The sequence below is a fragment of the Azorhizobium caulinodans ORS 571 genome, assembly GCF_000010525.1.
GTDB lineage: Bacteria > Pseudomonadota > Alphaproteobacteria > Rhizobiales > Xanthobacteraceae > Azorhizobium > Azorhizobium caulinodans.
This window is the reverse complement of sequence record NC_009937.1, coordinates 4,578,412-4,594,004: the sequence shown is the minus strand read 5'-3', so window position 1 is coordinate 4,594,004 and position 15,593 is coordinate 4,578,412. Positions and strand designations below refer to the sequence as shown.

Here is a 15,593-nt window from a genome sequence, read left to right as displayed (position 1 = left end):
GGATGGGCGGTCCCGCCCCTCAGTTCAAGGCCGGAGCGGCGGGTTCCGGCGGCAGGGGCACCATGTCCTCCAGCTTCCGCTCTCCGGTGCCGGCGGGAACCGGGGCGACGGGCGGGCCGGCCAGCAGCAGCCTTGGGTGTGCGAGCGCGGGCACGAGGAAGACGGCGCCCAGCACCAGTGTCAGCACGCCGAGATATGGGGCAAGAGCGCGCAGCATGGCGGACATGGGGGCATCGCCCTTCAGCCGGTCCCGCGTCACCACCAGCGCATAGCCGAGCGGCGGCAGGAGGAAGCTCATCTGCAAGGTGAGCAGGATGAGCACCGCCACCCAGGCCGCGTCGTCCGCCCGCACCAGCAAAGGCGGGGCGATCAGCGGCACGATGACGAAGATGATCTCGAAGGCATCGAGCACGAGTGCCGAGGCGGCCACCACCAGCAGTGCCGCGACCGTGGCTGCCGCGGGTCCTCCGGGGACGGACTGGATGGCGGCGGCGACGAGCTTGTCGGTGCCGAACAGACGGAAGACGAGGGTCAGCGTCGTCGCCGCCGCGAGCAAGGCGAAGAGGGCGCCCGTCATGCGCAGCGTCTCGTCGAGCAGCGGCCCGATGGTCGCCCGCGAGACGTGGCCAGACAGGAGGCCGGCGAGGAAGAGCACCACCGCGCCGCAGGCCGCTGCCTCCACCGGATAGACATAGCCGAGCGCCACGCTGACCAGGAGGCCGCCCACGAAGGGCAGAGCCAGCAGCGTGATGAGCGCATCCGGCAGGCTCAGCGGCGGGCGTTCGGCCGGCGCCGCACTCTGACGGCGCTGGGTCAGCACGGTGACGAGGATGCTGCCGGCCACGAAGAGGCCGGCGGGCAGCAGCGCGCCCTGAAACACATCCTGCGTATTCACCACCTGCGCGATCCGGCCCGAGGCGTTGAGCGCCACCGTGTGGGCGTTCAGCATGGCATCGCCGAGCAGGATCAGCACGAGCGAAGGCGGCACCACGACGCCCAGGGTCGCCGCCACCGCCGTCACCGCCTGAATGGTGGCGAGCGGCACGCGGTTGGCGGCCATGCCTGGCGCGATGGTGCGGGTGAGCGCCATGGCGGAGGCGCCGACCGACCCGTTCATCGGCCCCAGCAGCACCCCGATGCCGATGCCCGTCACCGGCGCGCTGGCGGGCGAGCGCGGCAGCAGGGCGAGCCCGGTGCGGAAGAGGGCGGAGGCGACGGGCAGGCGGTTGAGCAGCGTGCCGAGGAAGACGAACAAAGGCAGAGCCTGCAACAGGTCGCTGCTCATCAGGTCGATGATGCGGGTCGGCAGTGCGGGCAAGAGGTTCGGCGTGATGACGCCGGTGAAGAGGCCCACCAGAACGCCAAAGACGGCGGTGGCGAGCAGCACCACCACATTGGGCAGCCCGGTGAAGACGCTGCCCACGCCGATCATCAGGAGGAGGACGAGGCCGAAGGCGCTCATGCCGCCCGCTCCGGGCGCGCGATGTCGAGGAGCGCCTGCCCGAAGGCCAGCAGCCCCAGCAGCCACATGGCGAGCTTCACGAGGAAGAAGCCGGGATTATAGGTCTCGGGAAAGGCTTCGAGACTGAGGGTCGAGTGCCACGCCATGTCCCATCCCGCGCCCAGCAGCCAGAGGGACCAGGGCAGCAGGCCGACAGCCGCGCCGATGCGGGCGAGCCGCGCGCGGGTGACGGGGCCGTAGCGATGGGCGAAGATGTCGCTGGCAAGGTGCGCTCTCGCCCGCGTCGCGGCGGTGACGGCGACCGCCACATAGAGGGCGAAAAGCCACTGGCCGAGGTCATTGGCCTCCCGCGAATAGGCGTGCACCACCTCGCGCAAGGGCCATTGCAGGAAGAGCAGGAGGGCGATGGGCAGGATGAGCGAGCGCCCGCCCGCAAGTGCCGCGCCGATGCCCGCGGAGGTCATGCCCGCCAGCCGTTCCATCCCTCGCCTCCTGCCCGTTGATCCGGGCTTGCGGCAAAGGTAGCGGGCGGCGGCGGGCTGTCCAGATTCTCCCAGCGTCAGACGAAGTGGGCAGGGTCAGGGCCCTGCCCCAATGCGCCTCAGACGGCTTTCAGCGCCTGCACGATATCCGAGACGAGATCGTCCGGATGCTCAAGGCCCACGGAGAGGCGCACGAGGCCGTCCGAAATGCCCATTTCCGCCCGCGCCTCGGGGGTGAAGCGCTGGTGGGTGGTGGTGGCCGGATGGGTGAGCAGGCTCTTGGAGTCGCCCAGATTGTTGGAGATGCGGATCACCTTCAGCGCATTGGCGAAGCGGAAGGCACCCTCCTTGCCGCCGCCCACCACGAAGGTGACGAGCGTGCCGCCGCCGGTCATCTGCCGGCGGGCGAGGGCTGCCTGCGGATGGTCGGCGCGGAAGGGATAGAGCACCTTCTCCACCTTCGGCTCGGCGGCCAGCGCATCCGCCAGCGTCGCGGCGGAGGACTGGGCGCGCTCCACGCGCAGGCCCAGCGTCTCCAGGCCCTTCAGCAGCACCCAGGCATTGAAGGGCGAGATGGAGGGGCCGGTCTGCCGCAGGAAGGTCTGGAGGTGGTCGGTGACGAACTGCTGCGAGGAGAGCACCACGCCGCCGAGGCAGCGGCCCTGTCCGTCGATATGCTTGGTGGCCGAATAGACCACCACGTCCGCGCCCAGCTCGAACGGCTTCTGGAGCAGGGGGGTCGCGAACACATTGTCCACGATGAGCAGCGCGCCCTGGGCGTGGGCGATGTCCGCCACCGCCTTCACGTCGATGATTTCGAGCGTCGGGTTGGTGGGGCTTTCGAGGAAGAAGATCTTGGTGTTGGGCCGCGCCGCCGCCTTCCAGGCGTCAAGGTCCGTGCCGTTCACCAGCGTCGTCTCGACGCCGTAGCGGGGCAGGAAGTCTTCCAGGATCCAGCGGCAGGAGCCGAACAAAGCGCGGGCGGCCACCACATGATCGCCGGCCTTGAGCTGGCAGAGCAGGGAGGCGTTCACCGCCGCCATGCCGGAAGCGGTGGCGCGGGCGGCCTCGGCGCCGTCGAGCAGCGCCATGCGCTCCTCGAACATGGCGGTGGTGGGATTGCCGTAACGGGAATAAACGAAGCCGGGGTCCTCGCCCTTGAAGCGGGCCTCGCAGGCTTCGGCATTGTCATAGACGAAGCCCTGCGTCAGGTAGAGCGCCTCCGACGTCTCGCCATAGGGCGAGCGGGTGGTGCCGCCGTGCACGAGCAGGGTTTCGGGATGCAGGGTTGACGGATCCGGGGGGACGAACTTCGATGCCACGGTTCAAGCCTTCAAGTGAGGCCGGGACCCGTGGATGCAGGCACGATGCGCGCCTGCCACGTCCCCGGCCTTTTAGCGATCTGTTTAACGTGGCAGCAAGCCGGCCGGCTCAAATTCTCCACGAGCCGGGGCAGTTAACGCCGTGGGCCGCTTGGCGTCAAGCCGAGCGTCCGTTAAAACGAACGATAGATGGAAGCGGAGCCGCGCGTGGGCGAACAGTATAAAGCAGGCATTCTCCCGGCGCAGGCCATTGCGGCGCTTGTGGAAAGCGGCGGCATCTCCACGCGGCGCGCGCTCGATGACGACCAGATCCAGCCGGCGAGCCTGGACCTGCGTCTCGGTCGCACCGCCTGGCGCATCCGCGCCAGCTTCCTGCCCGGCGCCGGCAATACGGTGAAGGACCGCCTGTCGGAGCTTGTGCTGCACAAGCTCGACCTTTCGGACGGTGCGGTGCTGGAGACGGGGGGCGTCTATCTCGTTCCTCTTTTCGAACGGCTCCGCTTGCCCATCGACGTGGCGGCGTCCACCAATCCGAAAAGCTCCACCGGCCGGCTTGATGTCTTCACCCGCGTCATCGCGGATGGGGCACGGGCCTTCGATGCCATTCCCATGGGCTATGCCGGCCCGCTGTATCTGGAAATCGCGCCGCGCACCTTCCCCATCCTCGTGCGCACCGGGTCGCGCCTCTCTCAGGTGCGCTTCCGGCGCGGCGTGGCCCGGCTCTCCGATCTTGAACTGCTGAACCTCCAGCAGGAACAGCGGCTCGTCGATTCCGACGCGCCCGACGTCGCCGGGGGCGGCATCGCGCTGGGTGTCGATCTCGCCGGCGCTGCGTGGAACGGCATCCTCGGCTTCCGGGCCAAGAAGCACACCGGCGTCGTGGACGTGGACAAGCGCGCCGCGCTCGACGTGGAGGACTTCTGGGAGCCCATCCGCGCGCGCGGCCATTCCTCGCTCGTGCTTGATCCGGACGCCTTCTACATCCTCGCCTCCCGCGAAGCGGTGCAGGTGCCGCCCGAGCACGCGGCGGAGATGGTGCCCTTCGATCCGCTCGTGGGCGAGTTCCGTGTGCATTACGCGGGCTTCTTCGATCCCGGCTTCGGCCATCCGGCCGCGGGCGGCAGCGGCGCGCGGGCGGTGCTGGAAGTGCGCTCGCGCGAGGTGCCCTTCATCCTTGAACATGGCCAGACCGTGGGCCGGTTGGTCTATGAGCGCATGGCGGCGCGGCCGGACCATCTTTATGGCGAGGCGCTCGGTTCCAATTATCAGGGGCAGGGCCTGAAGCTCTCCAAGCACTTCCGCCCCTTCGCCTGAGGCGGCTCAGCTCTCCGCGGTCTCCGGCCGTTCCGCCTTGGCCGGTTCGGCCTCGGTGGAAGGCGTGGGGGAGGCGACGCGCCGGTCCAGCACGCTCTGGAGGTCGCCCAGCGGCTGGAGGATGGCGTCGGAGAAGGCGAGATAGTCCGCCACGAAGGGCAGCAGCCGGCGGGACGTGTCGTCCGTGAGATTGCCCAGCGCCGCCTGGAGCGCGGCCTCGAGCTGCGGGGCCGCGGTGGTGGAGACGGCGGGCGCCGCCGTGCCGAGCGCCAGGTCGAAGCCCTGGAGGGTGCGCGAGCGCGCCGCTTCCAGCACGTTCACCAGTTCCTCCGGCGGCGACAGGGCCGAGAGCCGCTGGGCGGCATCTTCCAGCAGGGCGAGATAGGTGGTGAGCACGTCGAGGGTCGAGACGAGGTTCACCACGTCGCCGGCCGTGCGATAGCCGAGCGCGGATTCCGCATCGAGCTGGGGCAGTTGCTCCATCACCGGGCGCATTTCCCACGCGAGGATGCTCACCGAATCCCCCTTCTCGCCGCGCGGCCACCATCCGGCGAAGGCCGCACGGCAGCGGGTGACGACCGCCTTCACCTGATTGAGCACCTCGTCGCTGCCGTAGATGGGCAGCACCAGATAGGAGATGGCGAGCGCCACGGCCGCGCCGATGGCTGTCTCGTAGATGCGCGAACTCATGCCCTCGGCGGTGAGGCCGGTGACGAGATGGAGCCCCACCACCACAGAGAGGCCCGTGGCGGCGGAGGCGATGTCATAGCGGTCGCGCATGGTCAGCAGCCCGACCATCTGTCCGACGAGGCAGATGGCGGCGAGGAACCAGATGCCGTTGCTCATGAGATAGACGGCGAGAATGCCGATGACGACGCCGAGCAGCGTGCCCCAGGTGCGATAGCGCACGCGCAGCACCGTCTCGCCGAGGCTGTTCCCGAGCACGAACATGACCGTCATGGTCGCCCAATAGGCGTGGTCGAGACCGATGAGCAGGTCGAGGCTGGTGGTGATGCTGGTGGCGACCACCGCCTGGATGCCCACGCGGATCGCCCGCCCGGCACCTTGGGCCTGTGCGACCGGCGCCTGTGCCCTCACGCTTTGGGGCGCGACGAAGGTGGCGACATTCTCCTGCACCGGCCGTTCGAGGTGAAAGCGCTCCAGCCCGCCCACGAGGAGGGCGAGACGCTCGAAGGCGGTGATCGCGCGCAGCAGGGTGAGTTGCACCTTCACGTGCAGATCAGCCGCCATGGCCGCCTGCCGCATGCGGGACAGGCTGGCGTTGAGCCGCGCATCGCCGCCCACCGGCTGCTCGCCGATGCGGTCCAGATGGCGGGCCACCTCTTCCGCCACCGAGGCGACGGATGGCTCCCAGCCATCCGGCTGGCCATCGGGTCGGCGCATGGGGGGAATGCAGTCGTGCAGCAGTTGGGTGGCGATGCGCAGGCGATACACATGGGTGCGCACCGCCTCCACCCAGGCGCGGGCGTCCGGGTCCTCGGCCGTGGCGGTCAGGAGCGCGACGCGCACCCGCACGCGCAGGCGGTTGAGCATGGTGTCGGCGGGACGGGGCACGTCCTGCCCGCTGCGGATCGCCTCTGCGAACTGACGCAGATAGTCGCCGACGCCGCGCACGGCATCCACCACCGCGTCGTTATAGGCCTGCATGGCGCTGGGCCGGAACGGCGAGAGGCGAATGAGGGCGGTGACGATGCCGCCCTCCAGCGCCGCCAGCAGCAGCCAGAGCCCCTCCGTATGGGTGGGCCGCAGGATGGCGGCGACGGTGGCCATGATGATGATGGAGATGCCGAGGCGCTGCCCGTCCATGCCATAGCGGCGCAGGTACATGGCGAGGAACGACAGCGGGATCAGCAGCAGCTTCAGGATCAGCCCGTTGATCTCGTGGTCGCCCGGCCCGATCAGCGCCACCAGCGCGAGCAGGCTGAAGTTGACCGCGAACAGCCGCGCAAACGTGCGCGCCTCGATGGCGATTGAGGCGGCTGGCGTGAACGTGATCAGCACCGAGGCGGTCATGGCCGCCACCATCGGAAAGATCACGTCGAGCTGGAGGTCGAAGGCGCGCGAGGTGGCGAGCCCGAGCAGGATCACGACCACATAGGAGAGGCAGAGATGCAGGGTGCGGATGCGGTCGATGCCGCCCGGGTCATGGTCGTCGAGCCACGCGCGCAGGCGGTGGAGCAGCGGCTGGTGACCGGAGATGTTCTCGACCGACGGCCTGAATTTCACGTCCCGCACCCGGTTTGAACGCCTGACCGAACTTGGGCCACGGCGGCATCTGAATGTCCAGAGCTGCGGCAGGCGGCCGCGCGCATCCGGGTCACGATGGCCGAGGGTAGTGAAGGAATGCTGGCAGCATTCGGACAAAAATGCCCCCGGCGTGCGGTATCCACACCGGGGGCATGTTGATGACCGTCAGCCCTCAGGGCCGGGGCGCCGCAGCGCCTCAGTAGGGGGCGTAATAGGTGCTGCTCGGCACGCTCTGGTAGCCCGGCGTCACCACATAGACGTTGGTGGGCGTATAGGTGCGGTTGGCCGGCAGAACCATCGTGCCGTTGCGGCCGCCCACGGCCATGGAATTCTGGTCCTGGATCAGGACATAGCCGCCGTGGCGGCTCAGATAGTCCATCTGCCGCTGCTGGACCATGCTGTCGTTCACGGCGTTGATGCTGTCATCCGCCGATGCGGTGCTGGCGAGGCCGGCGGCGCCGGTGGCGAGGGCGAGAGAGAAAGCGGCGGTGCGCAGAAGCGTGGTCTTCATGGACTGTTCCTTTCGCTCTTGAGCCCGCCCCCCAGGGCTGGTGAAGTGAAGCCGATGACCGCGGCGGCGCTCGGGCCGCCCTGCGGCGCAACGCGGGCCGTTCCGGGCCCGTATGCGGCGGTTCCGGCTTCTCCCGGTTGCACCGCCGCGTGATTTTACAATCAGGAAACGCGGTCGCCGCGGTTTGGTTTCATGCGCCGGGCCGGATCGGTAGGGCTTGCGCTTGCGGGAGCCGGGCCGGGCGTCTAGAGGCTGATCCCGCAGGCGGGCCCCCGCCTGCCGGGTGTATCCGTCACGGCCAACCCAGCGAGACGGCCCACCTGCCTGCCCGTCCGGGCACATCAGCACTAAGACGCGCGCCAACCGGGCGAAAGCCGGGGCCTCAGGCCGGCGCGCGGAGGCCGGAGGTTCCATGGGCATCGAGAGCGGCACCCGCATTGCCACCCGTTACAAGGCCATGGTGGCCGCCGGGGAGATCCGCGAGGACGCCGCCCAGGCCGCTGTGGTGGATGCGCTCGCCCGCCTTGAACAGGCCCTGAAGGACAGTTCGCTCGCCCGCAAGGGTTCGGCGCTCGGCTGGCTGTTCCACCGGCGCACCGTCACCGCGCCGCCCAAGGGCCTCTACATCTATGGCCGGGTCGGGCGCGGCAAGACCATGCTCATGGACCTGTTCTTCGAGAGCATCAGCTTCGTCGCCCGCCGCCGCTCGCACTTCCACGAGTTCATGGCCGACGTGCATGACCGCATCTACAAGGAGCGCGAGGGCCAGAAGAAGGGCGAGCGCAAGACCGGCGATCCCATCGTGCCGGTGGCCGCCTCCATCGCCGCCGAGGCGAAGGTGCTGTGCTTCGACGAGTTTCACGTCACCGACATCGCGGACGCCATGATCCTCGGCCGCCTGTTCCAGCACCTCTTCTCGGCCGGCGTGGTGCTGGTGGCGACCTCCAACGTGGCGCCGAAGGACCTCTATGCCGGAGGCCTCAACCGGGCGCTGTTCCTGCCCTTCATCGACATGATCGTCCAGAAGACGGACGTGCTGGCGCTGGATGCCTCCACAGACTACCGGATGGAGAAGCTGGACGGTATCAAGGTCTGGCATGCCCCGCTGGGAACGGAGGCGGACGCGGCGGTGGAGGCGGCCTGGCTGCACCTGGCCGGTCCCGACGGCGGCGCGCCCTACGAACTGCACATGAAGGGTCGCACCCTCGCGGTGCCCCGTGCCGGCGGCGGGGCGGCCCGCTTCACCTTCGCGGACCTGTGCGAGCATCCGCTCGGCGCGTCCGACTATCTGCGGCTGGCGCACACCTTCCACACCCTTGTTGTGGAACACATTCCCGTGCTCAATCCGGAGAAGCGGAACGAGGCCAAGCGCTTCATCACGCTGATCGACGCCCTCTACGACAACAACGTGAAGCTGGTCGCCTCGGCGGACGCCGAGCCAGAGGGGCTTTATGTGGGGGCTGACGGAACGGAAGGGTTCGAGTTCGCCCGCACGGTTTCGCGCCTGCACGAGATGCGCTCCAGCGACTATCTCGCGCAGCCGCACGGGCGGGGCGACTCCATTGCGAGCGGAGATGCTACCGGATTGGTGGAAACCTGACCCTCGGTCCGCCGAAACCGTGGTTGGGCGCCTAAAGGGGTAGATGCGGCGTCTTGAACCCTTGTGCGGATGGGAGTAGTCAAGCCCCGCTCGGCCTAAGGCCGTATCCTCTGTTGCCCGAGGTTTCCTGTTCATGGCGCGCAGCAAGATTGCCCTGATCGGCGCCGGCCAGATCGGCGGCACGCTTGCATTGCTGGCAGGCCTGAAGGAACTCGGGGACGTCGTGCTGTTCGACCTGGTGGAAGGCGTTCCCCAGGGCAAGGCGCTCGACCTCGCGGAGCTGAGCCCCGTGGCCGGCTTCGACGCCGCCTTCGCCGGCACCGGCGCCTATGAGCAGATCGCGGGCGCGGATGTGGTGATCGTCACCGCCGGCGTGCCGCGCAAGCCCGGCATGAGCCGCGACGATCTGCTGGCGGTCAATCTCAAGGTCATGGAGCAGGCCGGCGCGGGCATCGCGAAATATGCGCCCGATGCTTTCGTGATCTGCGTCACCAATCCGCTCGACGCCATGGTGTGGGCGCTCCAGAAGGCCTCCGGCCTGCCGCGTCACAAGGTGGTCGGCATGGCCGGCGTGCTCGACAGCGCGCGGCTGCGCTATTTCCTGGCGGACGAGTTCAACGTCTCGGTGGAAGACGTGACCGCGATGGTGCTCGGCGGGCACGGCGACACGATGGTGCCGCTGATGCGCTATTGCACCGTCGCGGGCATCCCCGTTCCCGACCTCATCCGCATCGGCTGGACCAGCACGGACCGCATCGAGGCCATCGTCACGCGCACCCGCAACGGCGGGGCCGAGATCGTCGAACTGCTCAAGAGCGGCTCGGCCTTCTATGCGCCGGCGGCCTCGGCCATCGTCATGGCGGAGAGCTATCTCAAGGACAAGAAGCGTGTGCTGCCGGTGGCGGCCCCCCTGTCGGGCGAGTACGGCTTCCGCGACCTTTACGTGGGCGTGCCGGCGGTGATCGGCGCGCGGGGCGTGGAGCGCATCGTCGAGCTCGAACTCGACCGCGCCGAGCGCGCGCAATTCGAACAATCGGTGGCCTCGGTCCAAGGACTGGTGGACGCCTGCGCCAAGATCGCGCCGGACCTCGTTCGGTGACACTGCCATCCGCGGCGGCCCTCCGGGTCGCCGTTTTCGTGCCGGCGGGGGGACCCGGCGGCAATAGTCCAACCGGAGCGGATCGCCTTCGTCATGAGGGCGGGACGGTCCGAAACTCTTGGGACGGAGCCCCATGAATATCCATGAGTATCAGGCGAAGGCCCTGCTGAAGACCTACGGTGCGCCCGTGTCTCGCGGCGTGCCGGTCTTGGCGGTGGGCGAGGCCGAGGCGGCCGCGCGTGAGCTGGGCGGCCCGCTCTGGGTCGTGAAGTCGCAGATCCATGCCGGCGGCCGCGGCAAGGGCAAGTTCAAGGAGCCGGAAGCCGGCGACAAGGGCGGCGTGCGGCTGGCCCGGTCGGTGGAAGAGGTGAAGACCTTCGTCGAGCAGATGCTCGGCAACACGCTCGTGACCGTGCAGACCGGCCCGGCCGGCAAGCAGGTGAACCGCCTCTACATCGAGGAAGGTTCCGACATCGAGACCGAGTTCTACCTCTCGCTCCTCGTGGACCGCTCCACCTCGCGCGTCTCCTTCGTGGTCTCCACCGAAGGCGGCATGGACATCGAGGAAGTGGCGCACTCCACCCCTGAGAAGATCGTCTCCTTCTCGGTGGACCCGGCCTCCGGCATCCAGGCTTTCCACGGCCGCAAGGTGGCCGATGCGCTCGGCCTCTCCGGCGACCTCGCCAAGCAGGCGGGCAAGCTGACCGAGGTGCTCTACACCGCCTTCACCGACACCGACATGGCGATGCTGGAGATCAATCCGCTCATCGTCACCAAGGATGCCAAGCTGAAGGTGCTGGACGCCAAGGTGACGTTCGATTCCAACGCGCTGTTCCGCCATCCGGACCTGCTCGCCCTGCGCGACGAGACGGAAGAGGACGCCAAGGAGATCGAAGCCTCCAAGTATGACCTCGCCTACATCGCGCTCGACGGCACGATCGGCTGCATGGTGAACGGCGCGGGCCTCGCGATGGCGACCCTCGACATCATCAAGCTCTATGGCGAGAGCCCGGCCAACTTCCTCGACGTGGGCGGCGGCGCCAGCGAGGAGAAGGTGACGGCGGCCTTCAAGATCATCACCTCGGACCCGAACGTGAAGGGCATCCTGGTGAACATCTTCGGCGGCATCATGAAGTGCGACGTGATCGCGCGCGGCGTGCTCGCCGCGGTGACCGCCGTCGGCCTCAAGGTTCCGCTGGTGGTGCGCCTCGAAGGCACCAACGTGGAGCAGGGCAAGCAGATCATCCGCGACAGCGGCCTGAACGTGATCCCTGCCGATGACCTGGACGATGCGGCGCAGAAGATCGTCGCGGCCGTGAAGAAGGAAGCTGCGTGATGTCCGTGCTTATTGACGCCAATACCAAGGTCATCACCCAGGGCTTCACGGGCAAGAACGGCACGTTCCACTCCGAGCAGGCCATCGCCTACGGCACCAAGGTCGTCGGCGGCACCTCGCCCGGCAAGGGCGGCTCCACCCACCTCGGCCTGCCGGTGTTCGACACCGTGATCGAGGCCCGCGAGAAGACCGGCGCCGACGCCTCCGTGATCTACGTGCCGCCTCCGGGCGCCGCCGACGCGATCCTGGAAGCCATCGACGCGGAGATCCCGCTCATCGTCTGCATCACCGAGGGCATCCCGGTGCTCGACATGGTGAAGGTGAAGCGCGCCCTCTCCGGCTCCAAGTCGCGCCTCATCGGCCCGAACTGCCCGGGCGTGGTGACCGCCGGCCAGTCGAAGATCGGCATCATGCCGGCCAACATCTTCAAGACCGGCTCGGTCGGCATCGTGTCGCGCTCCGGCACGCTGACCTATGAAGCGGTGTTCCAGACCTCGCAGGAAGGCCTCGGCCAGACCTCGGCGGTCGGCATCGGCGGCGACCCGGTGAAGGGTACCGAGTTCATCGACGTGCTCGAGCTGTTCCTTGCCGATCCCAAGACCGAGTCGATCGTCATGATCGGCGAGATCGGTGGCTCGGCCGAGGAAGACGCGGCCCAGTTCCTCAAGGACGAGGCCAAGCGCGGCCGCAAGAAGCCGATGGTCGGCTTCATCGCCGGCCGCACGGCGCCTCCCGGCCGCCGCATGGGCCACGCCGGCGCGATCATCTCCGGCGGCAAGGGCGGCGCGGAAGACAAGATCGCCGCCATGGAAGAGGCCGGCATCCGGGTCTCTCCCTCCCCGGCGCGCCTCGGCAAGACCCTGGTGGAAGTGCTGAAGGGCTGATGAAAAGGACGGCAATCCGGCGGGAGACCATCGGGTTGCCGTCTTTGCATTGGACGAGTGTCACCGCGTGCCACGCTGGGGAAAGCCTCCAGCAGTACGCGGAGCGCAGGTCCGCCGTGCGTGAAATGCCGGGGTTGGCGGGGGAAGGGAGCTTCCCCCATGCCGCCAAGCATCTTATGTAGCGGCCGGATTTCTCTCCGCTCCATCTGGAGCAAGGCAATTTGCGGGAGTGCGGCGGGATTGCCGGCGCGCTTCCATGGTGTGGCTGTCAACGGCTTGGAGCTTGGTTTTGAACGCGCCCGGCGCGCCGAAACCGGCTAAGCTCCGAAGGCCATCCGGGATTTAGGCCCATGTCGCGCGCGGACCAAAACGACCAATTTCTCGCTACCTCCTTCCTGTACGGAGGTAATGCTCAGTGGATAGAAGATCTCTATGCCCAGTATGAGGCCGATCCGAATTCGGTCGATGCGCAGTGGCAGAGCTTCTTCGCCGCGCTGAAGGAAGACCCCGAGCAGGTCAAGCAGAACGCCCGCGGCGCCTCCTGGAAGAAGCCCAACTGGCCGCTCCACGCCAATGGCGAGCTGGTCTCCGCCCTCGACGGCAACTGGATCGAGGTGGAGAAGAAGGTCACCGACAAGGTCAAGGAGAAGGCCCAGAAGGCGGGCGTCGAATTCTCCGCCACCGAGGTGCAGCAGGCCACGCGCGACAGCGTGAAGGCGCTCATGATGATCCGCGCCTACCGCATGCGCGGCCATCTCCAGGCCGATCTCGATCCCCTGAAGCTCACCCCGCCGCGCGAGGCGCCCGAGCTCGATCCGGCCTCCTACGGCTTCTACGAGAGCGATCTCGACCGCAAGATCTTCATCGACAACGTGCTGGGTCTTGAGTTCGCCACCGTCCGCGAGATGGTGACGATCCTGCGCCGCACCTACTGCCAGACCATCGGCGTCGAGTTCATGCACATCTCCTCCCCGGAGGAGAAGGCGTGGATCCAGGAGCGCATCGAGGGCGTGGACAAGGAAGTGTCCTTCACCCGCGAAGGCAAGCGCGCCATCCTGAACAAGCTGGTGGAGGCCGAGGGCTTCGAGAAGTTCCTCGACGTGAAGTACACCGGCACCAAGCGCTTCGGCCTGGACGGCGGCGAGGCGCTCATCCCGGCGCTGGAGCAGATCATCAAGCGCGGCGGCAATCTCGGCGTTCGCGACATCGTGTTCGGCATGGCTCACCGCGGCCGCCTGAACGTGCTCACGCAGGTGATGGGCAAGGCCCACCGCGCGCTGTTCCACGAATTCAAGGGCGGCTCCTGGGCCCCCGACGACGTGGAAGGCTCGGGCGACGTGAAGTACCACCTCGGCGCCTCGTCGGACCGCGAGTTCGACGGCAACCGGGTGCACGTGTCGCTGACCGCCAACCCGTCGCATCTGGAAATCGTCGATCCGGTGGTGCTGGGCAAGGCCCGCGCCAAGCAGGACCAGATGCACGACACCGACCGCGTGGCGGTGCTGCCGCTGCTGATCCACGGTGACGCGGCCTTCGCGGGCCAGGGCGTGGTGGCCGAGTGCCTCGGCCTCTCGGGCCTCAAGGGCCACCGCACGGGCGGTTCGCTCCACGTCATCATCAACAACCAGATCGGCTTCACCACCAATCCGCGCTACTCGCGCTCCTCGCCCTATCCGTCGGATGTGGCGAAGATGATCGAGGCGCCGATCTTCCACGTGAATGGCGACGATCCGGAAGCGGTGACCTTCTGCGCCAAGGTGGCCATCGAGTTCCGCCAGCGCTTCCACAAGCCGGTGGTCATCGACATCTTCTGCTATCGCCGCTTCGGCCATAACGAGGGTGACGAGCCGTCGTTCACCCAGCCGCACATGTACAAGGTGATCCGCCAGCATCCCACGACGCTGGAGCTGTACGGCAAGAAGCTGGAAGCCGAAGGCGTGATCGCCGCCGGCGAGCTCGACCAGATGCGCGCCGAGTGGCGCAACCGCCTGGAAGGCGAGTACGAGGCCGGCCAGCACTACAAGCCCAACAAGGCCGACTGGCTGGACGGCCGCTGGTCGGGCCTGAAGGCGAGCCACGAGGATGACGATCCGCGCCGCGGCGACACCGGCGTGGCGGAAGATGCGCTCAAGGCCATCGCCGACAAGATCACCAAGGTGCCGGAAGGCTTCACGCCCCACCGCACCATCCAGCGCTTCCTCGACAACCGCCGCAAGGCGGTGCTCGACGACGGCGCCGGCATCGACTGGGCGACCGGCGAGGCGCTGGCCTTCTGCTCGCTGCTGGAGGAGGGCCATCCGGTCCGCCTGTCCGGCCAGGACGTGGAGCGCGGCACCTTCTCGCAGCGCCACTCCGTGCTGACGGATCAGGAAACCGAAGGCCGCTACAAGCCTTTCAACCACCTGACCGACAACCAGGCCAAGTACGAGGTCATCAACTCGATGCTCTCGGAAGAGGCGGTGCTCGGCTTCGAGTATGGCTACTCCCTGTCCGAGCCGAACGCGCTCGTGCTGTGGGAAGCCCAGTTCGGCGACTTCGCCAACGGCGCGCAGGTGGTGTTCGACCAGTTCATCTCCTCGGGCGAGCGCAAGTGGCTGCGCATGTCCGGCCTCGTCTGCCTGCTGCCGCACGGCTATGAGGGCCAGGGTCCGGAGCACTCCTCCGCCCGCCTCGAGCGCTATCTGCAGCTCTGCGCCGAGGACAACATGCAGGTCGCCAACTGCACGACCCCGGCGAACTACTTCCACATCCTGCGCCGCCAGATTAAGCGCGACTTCCGCAAGCCGCTGATTCTGATGACGCCCAAGTCCCTGCTGCGCCACAAGAAGGCGGTTTCGCGTCTCGACGAGTTCGTGACCGGCACCACCTTCCACCGCGTGCTGTGGGACGATGCCCAGTCCCATCCGGATGCGGCGGGCCTGCAGCTCGTGGCGGACGACAAGATCCGTCGCGTCGTGCTGTGCTCGGGCAAGGTCTATTACGACCTGCTGGAGGAGCGTGAGAAGCGCGGCACCAACGACGTGTACCTGATGCGCGTGGAACAGCTGTTCCCGTTCCCGCTCAAGACCCTCGTGCAGGAGCTGGGCCGCTTCAAGAATGCGGAAGTGGTGTGGTGCCAGGAAGAGCCGAAGAACCAGGGCTCCTGGGCTTTCGTGCAGCCTTACCTGGAGTGGGTGCTGGAGCAGGTGGGCGGCGCGTCCAAGCGTCCGCGTTACGCCGGCCGTCCGGCGTCCGCCGCCACCGCCACCGGCCTGATGTCCAAGCATCTCGCCCAGCTCAAGGCCTTCCTCGAAGAAGCCCTCGGCTGAGGCGCCT

Annotated in this window: 11 protein-coding genes and 1 riboswitch; of the genes, 6 read left to right on the top strand and 5 right to left on the bottom strand. The window is 67.8% G+C overall.

Features of this window, described 5'->3' with window-relative positions; all coding sequences use genetic code 11:
- Positions 1 to 19 precede the first annotated feature (19 nt).
- The 3 genes from AZC_RS20635 to AZC_RS20625 all read right to left on the bottom strand — a co-directional run bounded on the left by AZC_RS20635 (position 20) and on the right by AZC_RS20625 (position 3,266).
- Complete coding sequence (locus AZC_RS20635) at positions 20 to 1,462, bottom strand: TRAP transporter large permease subunit (protein WP_012172543.1); 1,443 nt, start codon at positions 1,460 to 1,462, stop codon at positions 20 to 22.
- On the bottom strand, positions 1,459 to 1,944 hold the full coding sequence (locus tag AZC_RS20630; RefSeq protein WP_012172542.1) for a TRAP transporter small permease subunit: 486 nt from the start codon (positions 1,942 to 1,944) through the stop codon (positions 1,459 to 1,461). The genes AZC_RS20635 and AZC_RS20630 overlap by 4 nt, the downstream gene beginning before the upstream one ends.
- Positions 1,945 to 2,063: 119 nt before the next feature.
- On the bottom strand, positions 2,064 to 3,266 hold the full coding sequence (locus AZC_RS20625) for an O-succinylhomoserine sulfhydrylase (protein WP_012172541.1): 1,203 nt from the start codon (positions 3,264 to 3,266) through the stop codon (positions 2,064 to 2,066).
- Positions 3,267 to 3,318: 52 nt separating this feature from the next.
- Positions 3,319 to 3,398, bottom strand: a riboswitch (SAM riboswitch).
- A 75-nt stretch (positions 3,399 to 3,473) separates the two neighbouring features.
- Here AZC_RS20625 and AZC_RS20620 point away from each other — a divergent pair.
- Positions 3,474 to 4,580: a 2'-deoxycytidine 5'-triphosphate deaminase gene (locus AZC_RS20620; protein WP_244421747.1), complete on the top strand. Its 1,107-nt coding sequence runs from the start codon at positions 3,474 to 3,476 to the stop codon at positions 4,578 to 4,580.
- 6 nt (positions 4,581 to 4,586) lie between these two features.
- Here the strand turns inward: AZC_RS20620 and AZC_RS20615 are convergent, their stop codons facing one another.
- Both AZC_RS20615 and AZC_RS20610 read right to left on the bottom strand, forming a co-directional pair.
- Positions 4,587 to 6,827, bottom strand: a complete 2,241-nt coding sequence (locus AZC_RS20615) for an FUSC family protein (protein ID WP_148209893.1) — start codon at positions 6,825 to 6,827, stop codon at positions 4,587 to 4,589.
- 217 nt (positions 6,828 to 7,044) lie between these two features.
- Positions 7,045 to 7,359, bottom strand: coding sequence for a hypothetical protein (locus tag AZC_RS20610; protein ID WP_043879656.1), 315 nt, complete (start codon positions 7,357 to 7,359; stop codon positions 7,045 to 7,047).
- 412 nt (positions 7,360 to 7,771) lie between these two features.
- Between AZC_RS20610 and zapE the strand changes: the two genes are divergently transcribed.
- From zapE to AZC_RS20580, 5 genes are all read left to right on the top strand, one after another.
- Complete coding sequence (gene zapE / locus AZC_RS20605; RefSeq protein ID WP_043879655.1) at positions 7,772 to 8,959, top strand: cell division protein ZapE; 1,188 nt, start codon at positions 7,772 to 7,774, stop codon at positions 8,957 to 8,959.
- Positions 8,960 to 9,092: 133 nt separating this feature from the next.
- Positions 9,093 to 10,058 (top strand): malate dehydrogenase, encoded by a 966-nt coding sequence (gene mdh / locus AZC_RS20600; protein ID WP_012172536.1) that lies wholly within the window; start codon positions 9,093 to 9,095, stop codon positions 10,056 to 10,058.
- Positions 10,059 to 10,191: 133 nt separating this feature from the next.
- Entirely contained in the window at positions 10,192 to 11,394 is a 1,203-nt protein-coding gene (gene sucC / locus AZC_RS20595) for an ADP-forming succinate--CoA ligase subunit beta (protein ID WP_012172535.1), read from the top strand.
- Positions 11,394 to 12,278: a succinate--CoA ligase subunit alpha gene (gene sucD / locus AZC_RS20590; RefSeq protein WP_043879654.1), complete on the top strand. Its 885-nt coding sequence runs from the start codon at positions 11,394 to 11,396 to the stop codon at positions 12,276 to 12,278. The genes sucC and sucD overlap by 1 nt, the downstream gene beginning before the upstream one ends.
- 350 nt (positions 12,279 to 12,628) lie before the next feature.
- A complete protein-coding gene (locus AZC_RS20580; protein ID WP_012172533.1) occupies positions 12,629 to 15,586 on the top strand; it encodes a 2-oxoglutarate dehydrogenase E1 component in 2,958 nt (985 codons plus the stop codon).
- The last annotated feature ends 7 nt before the right edge of the window (positions 15,587 to 15,593 follow it).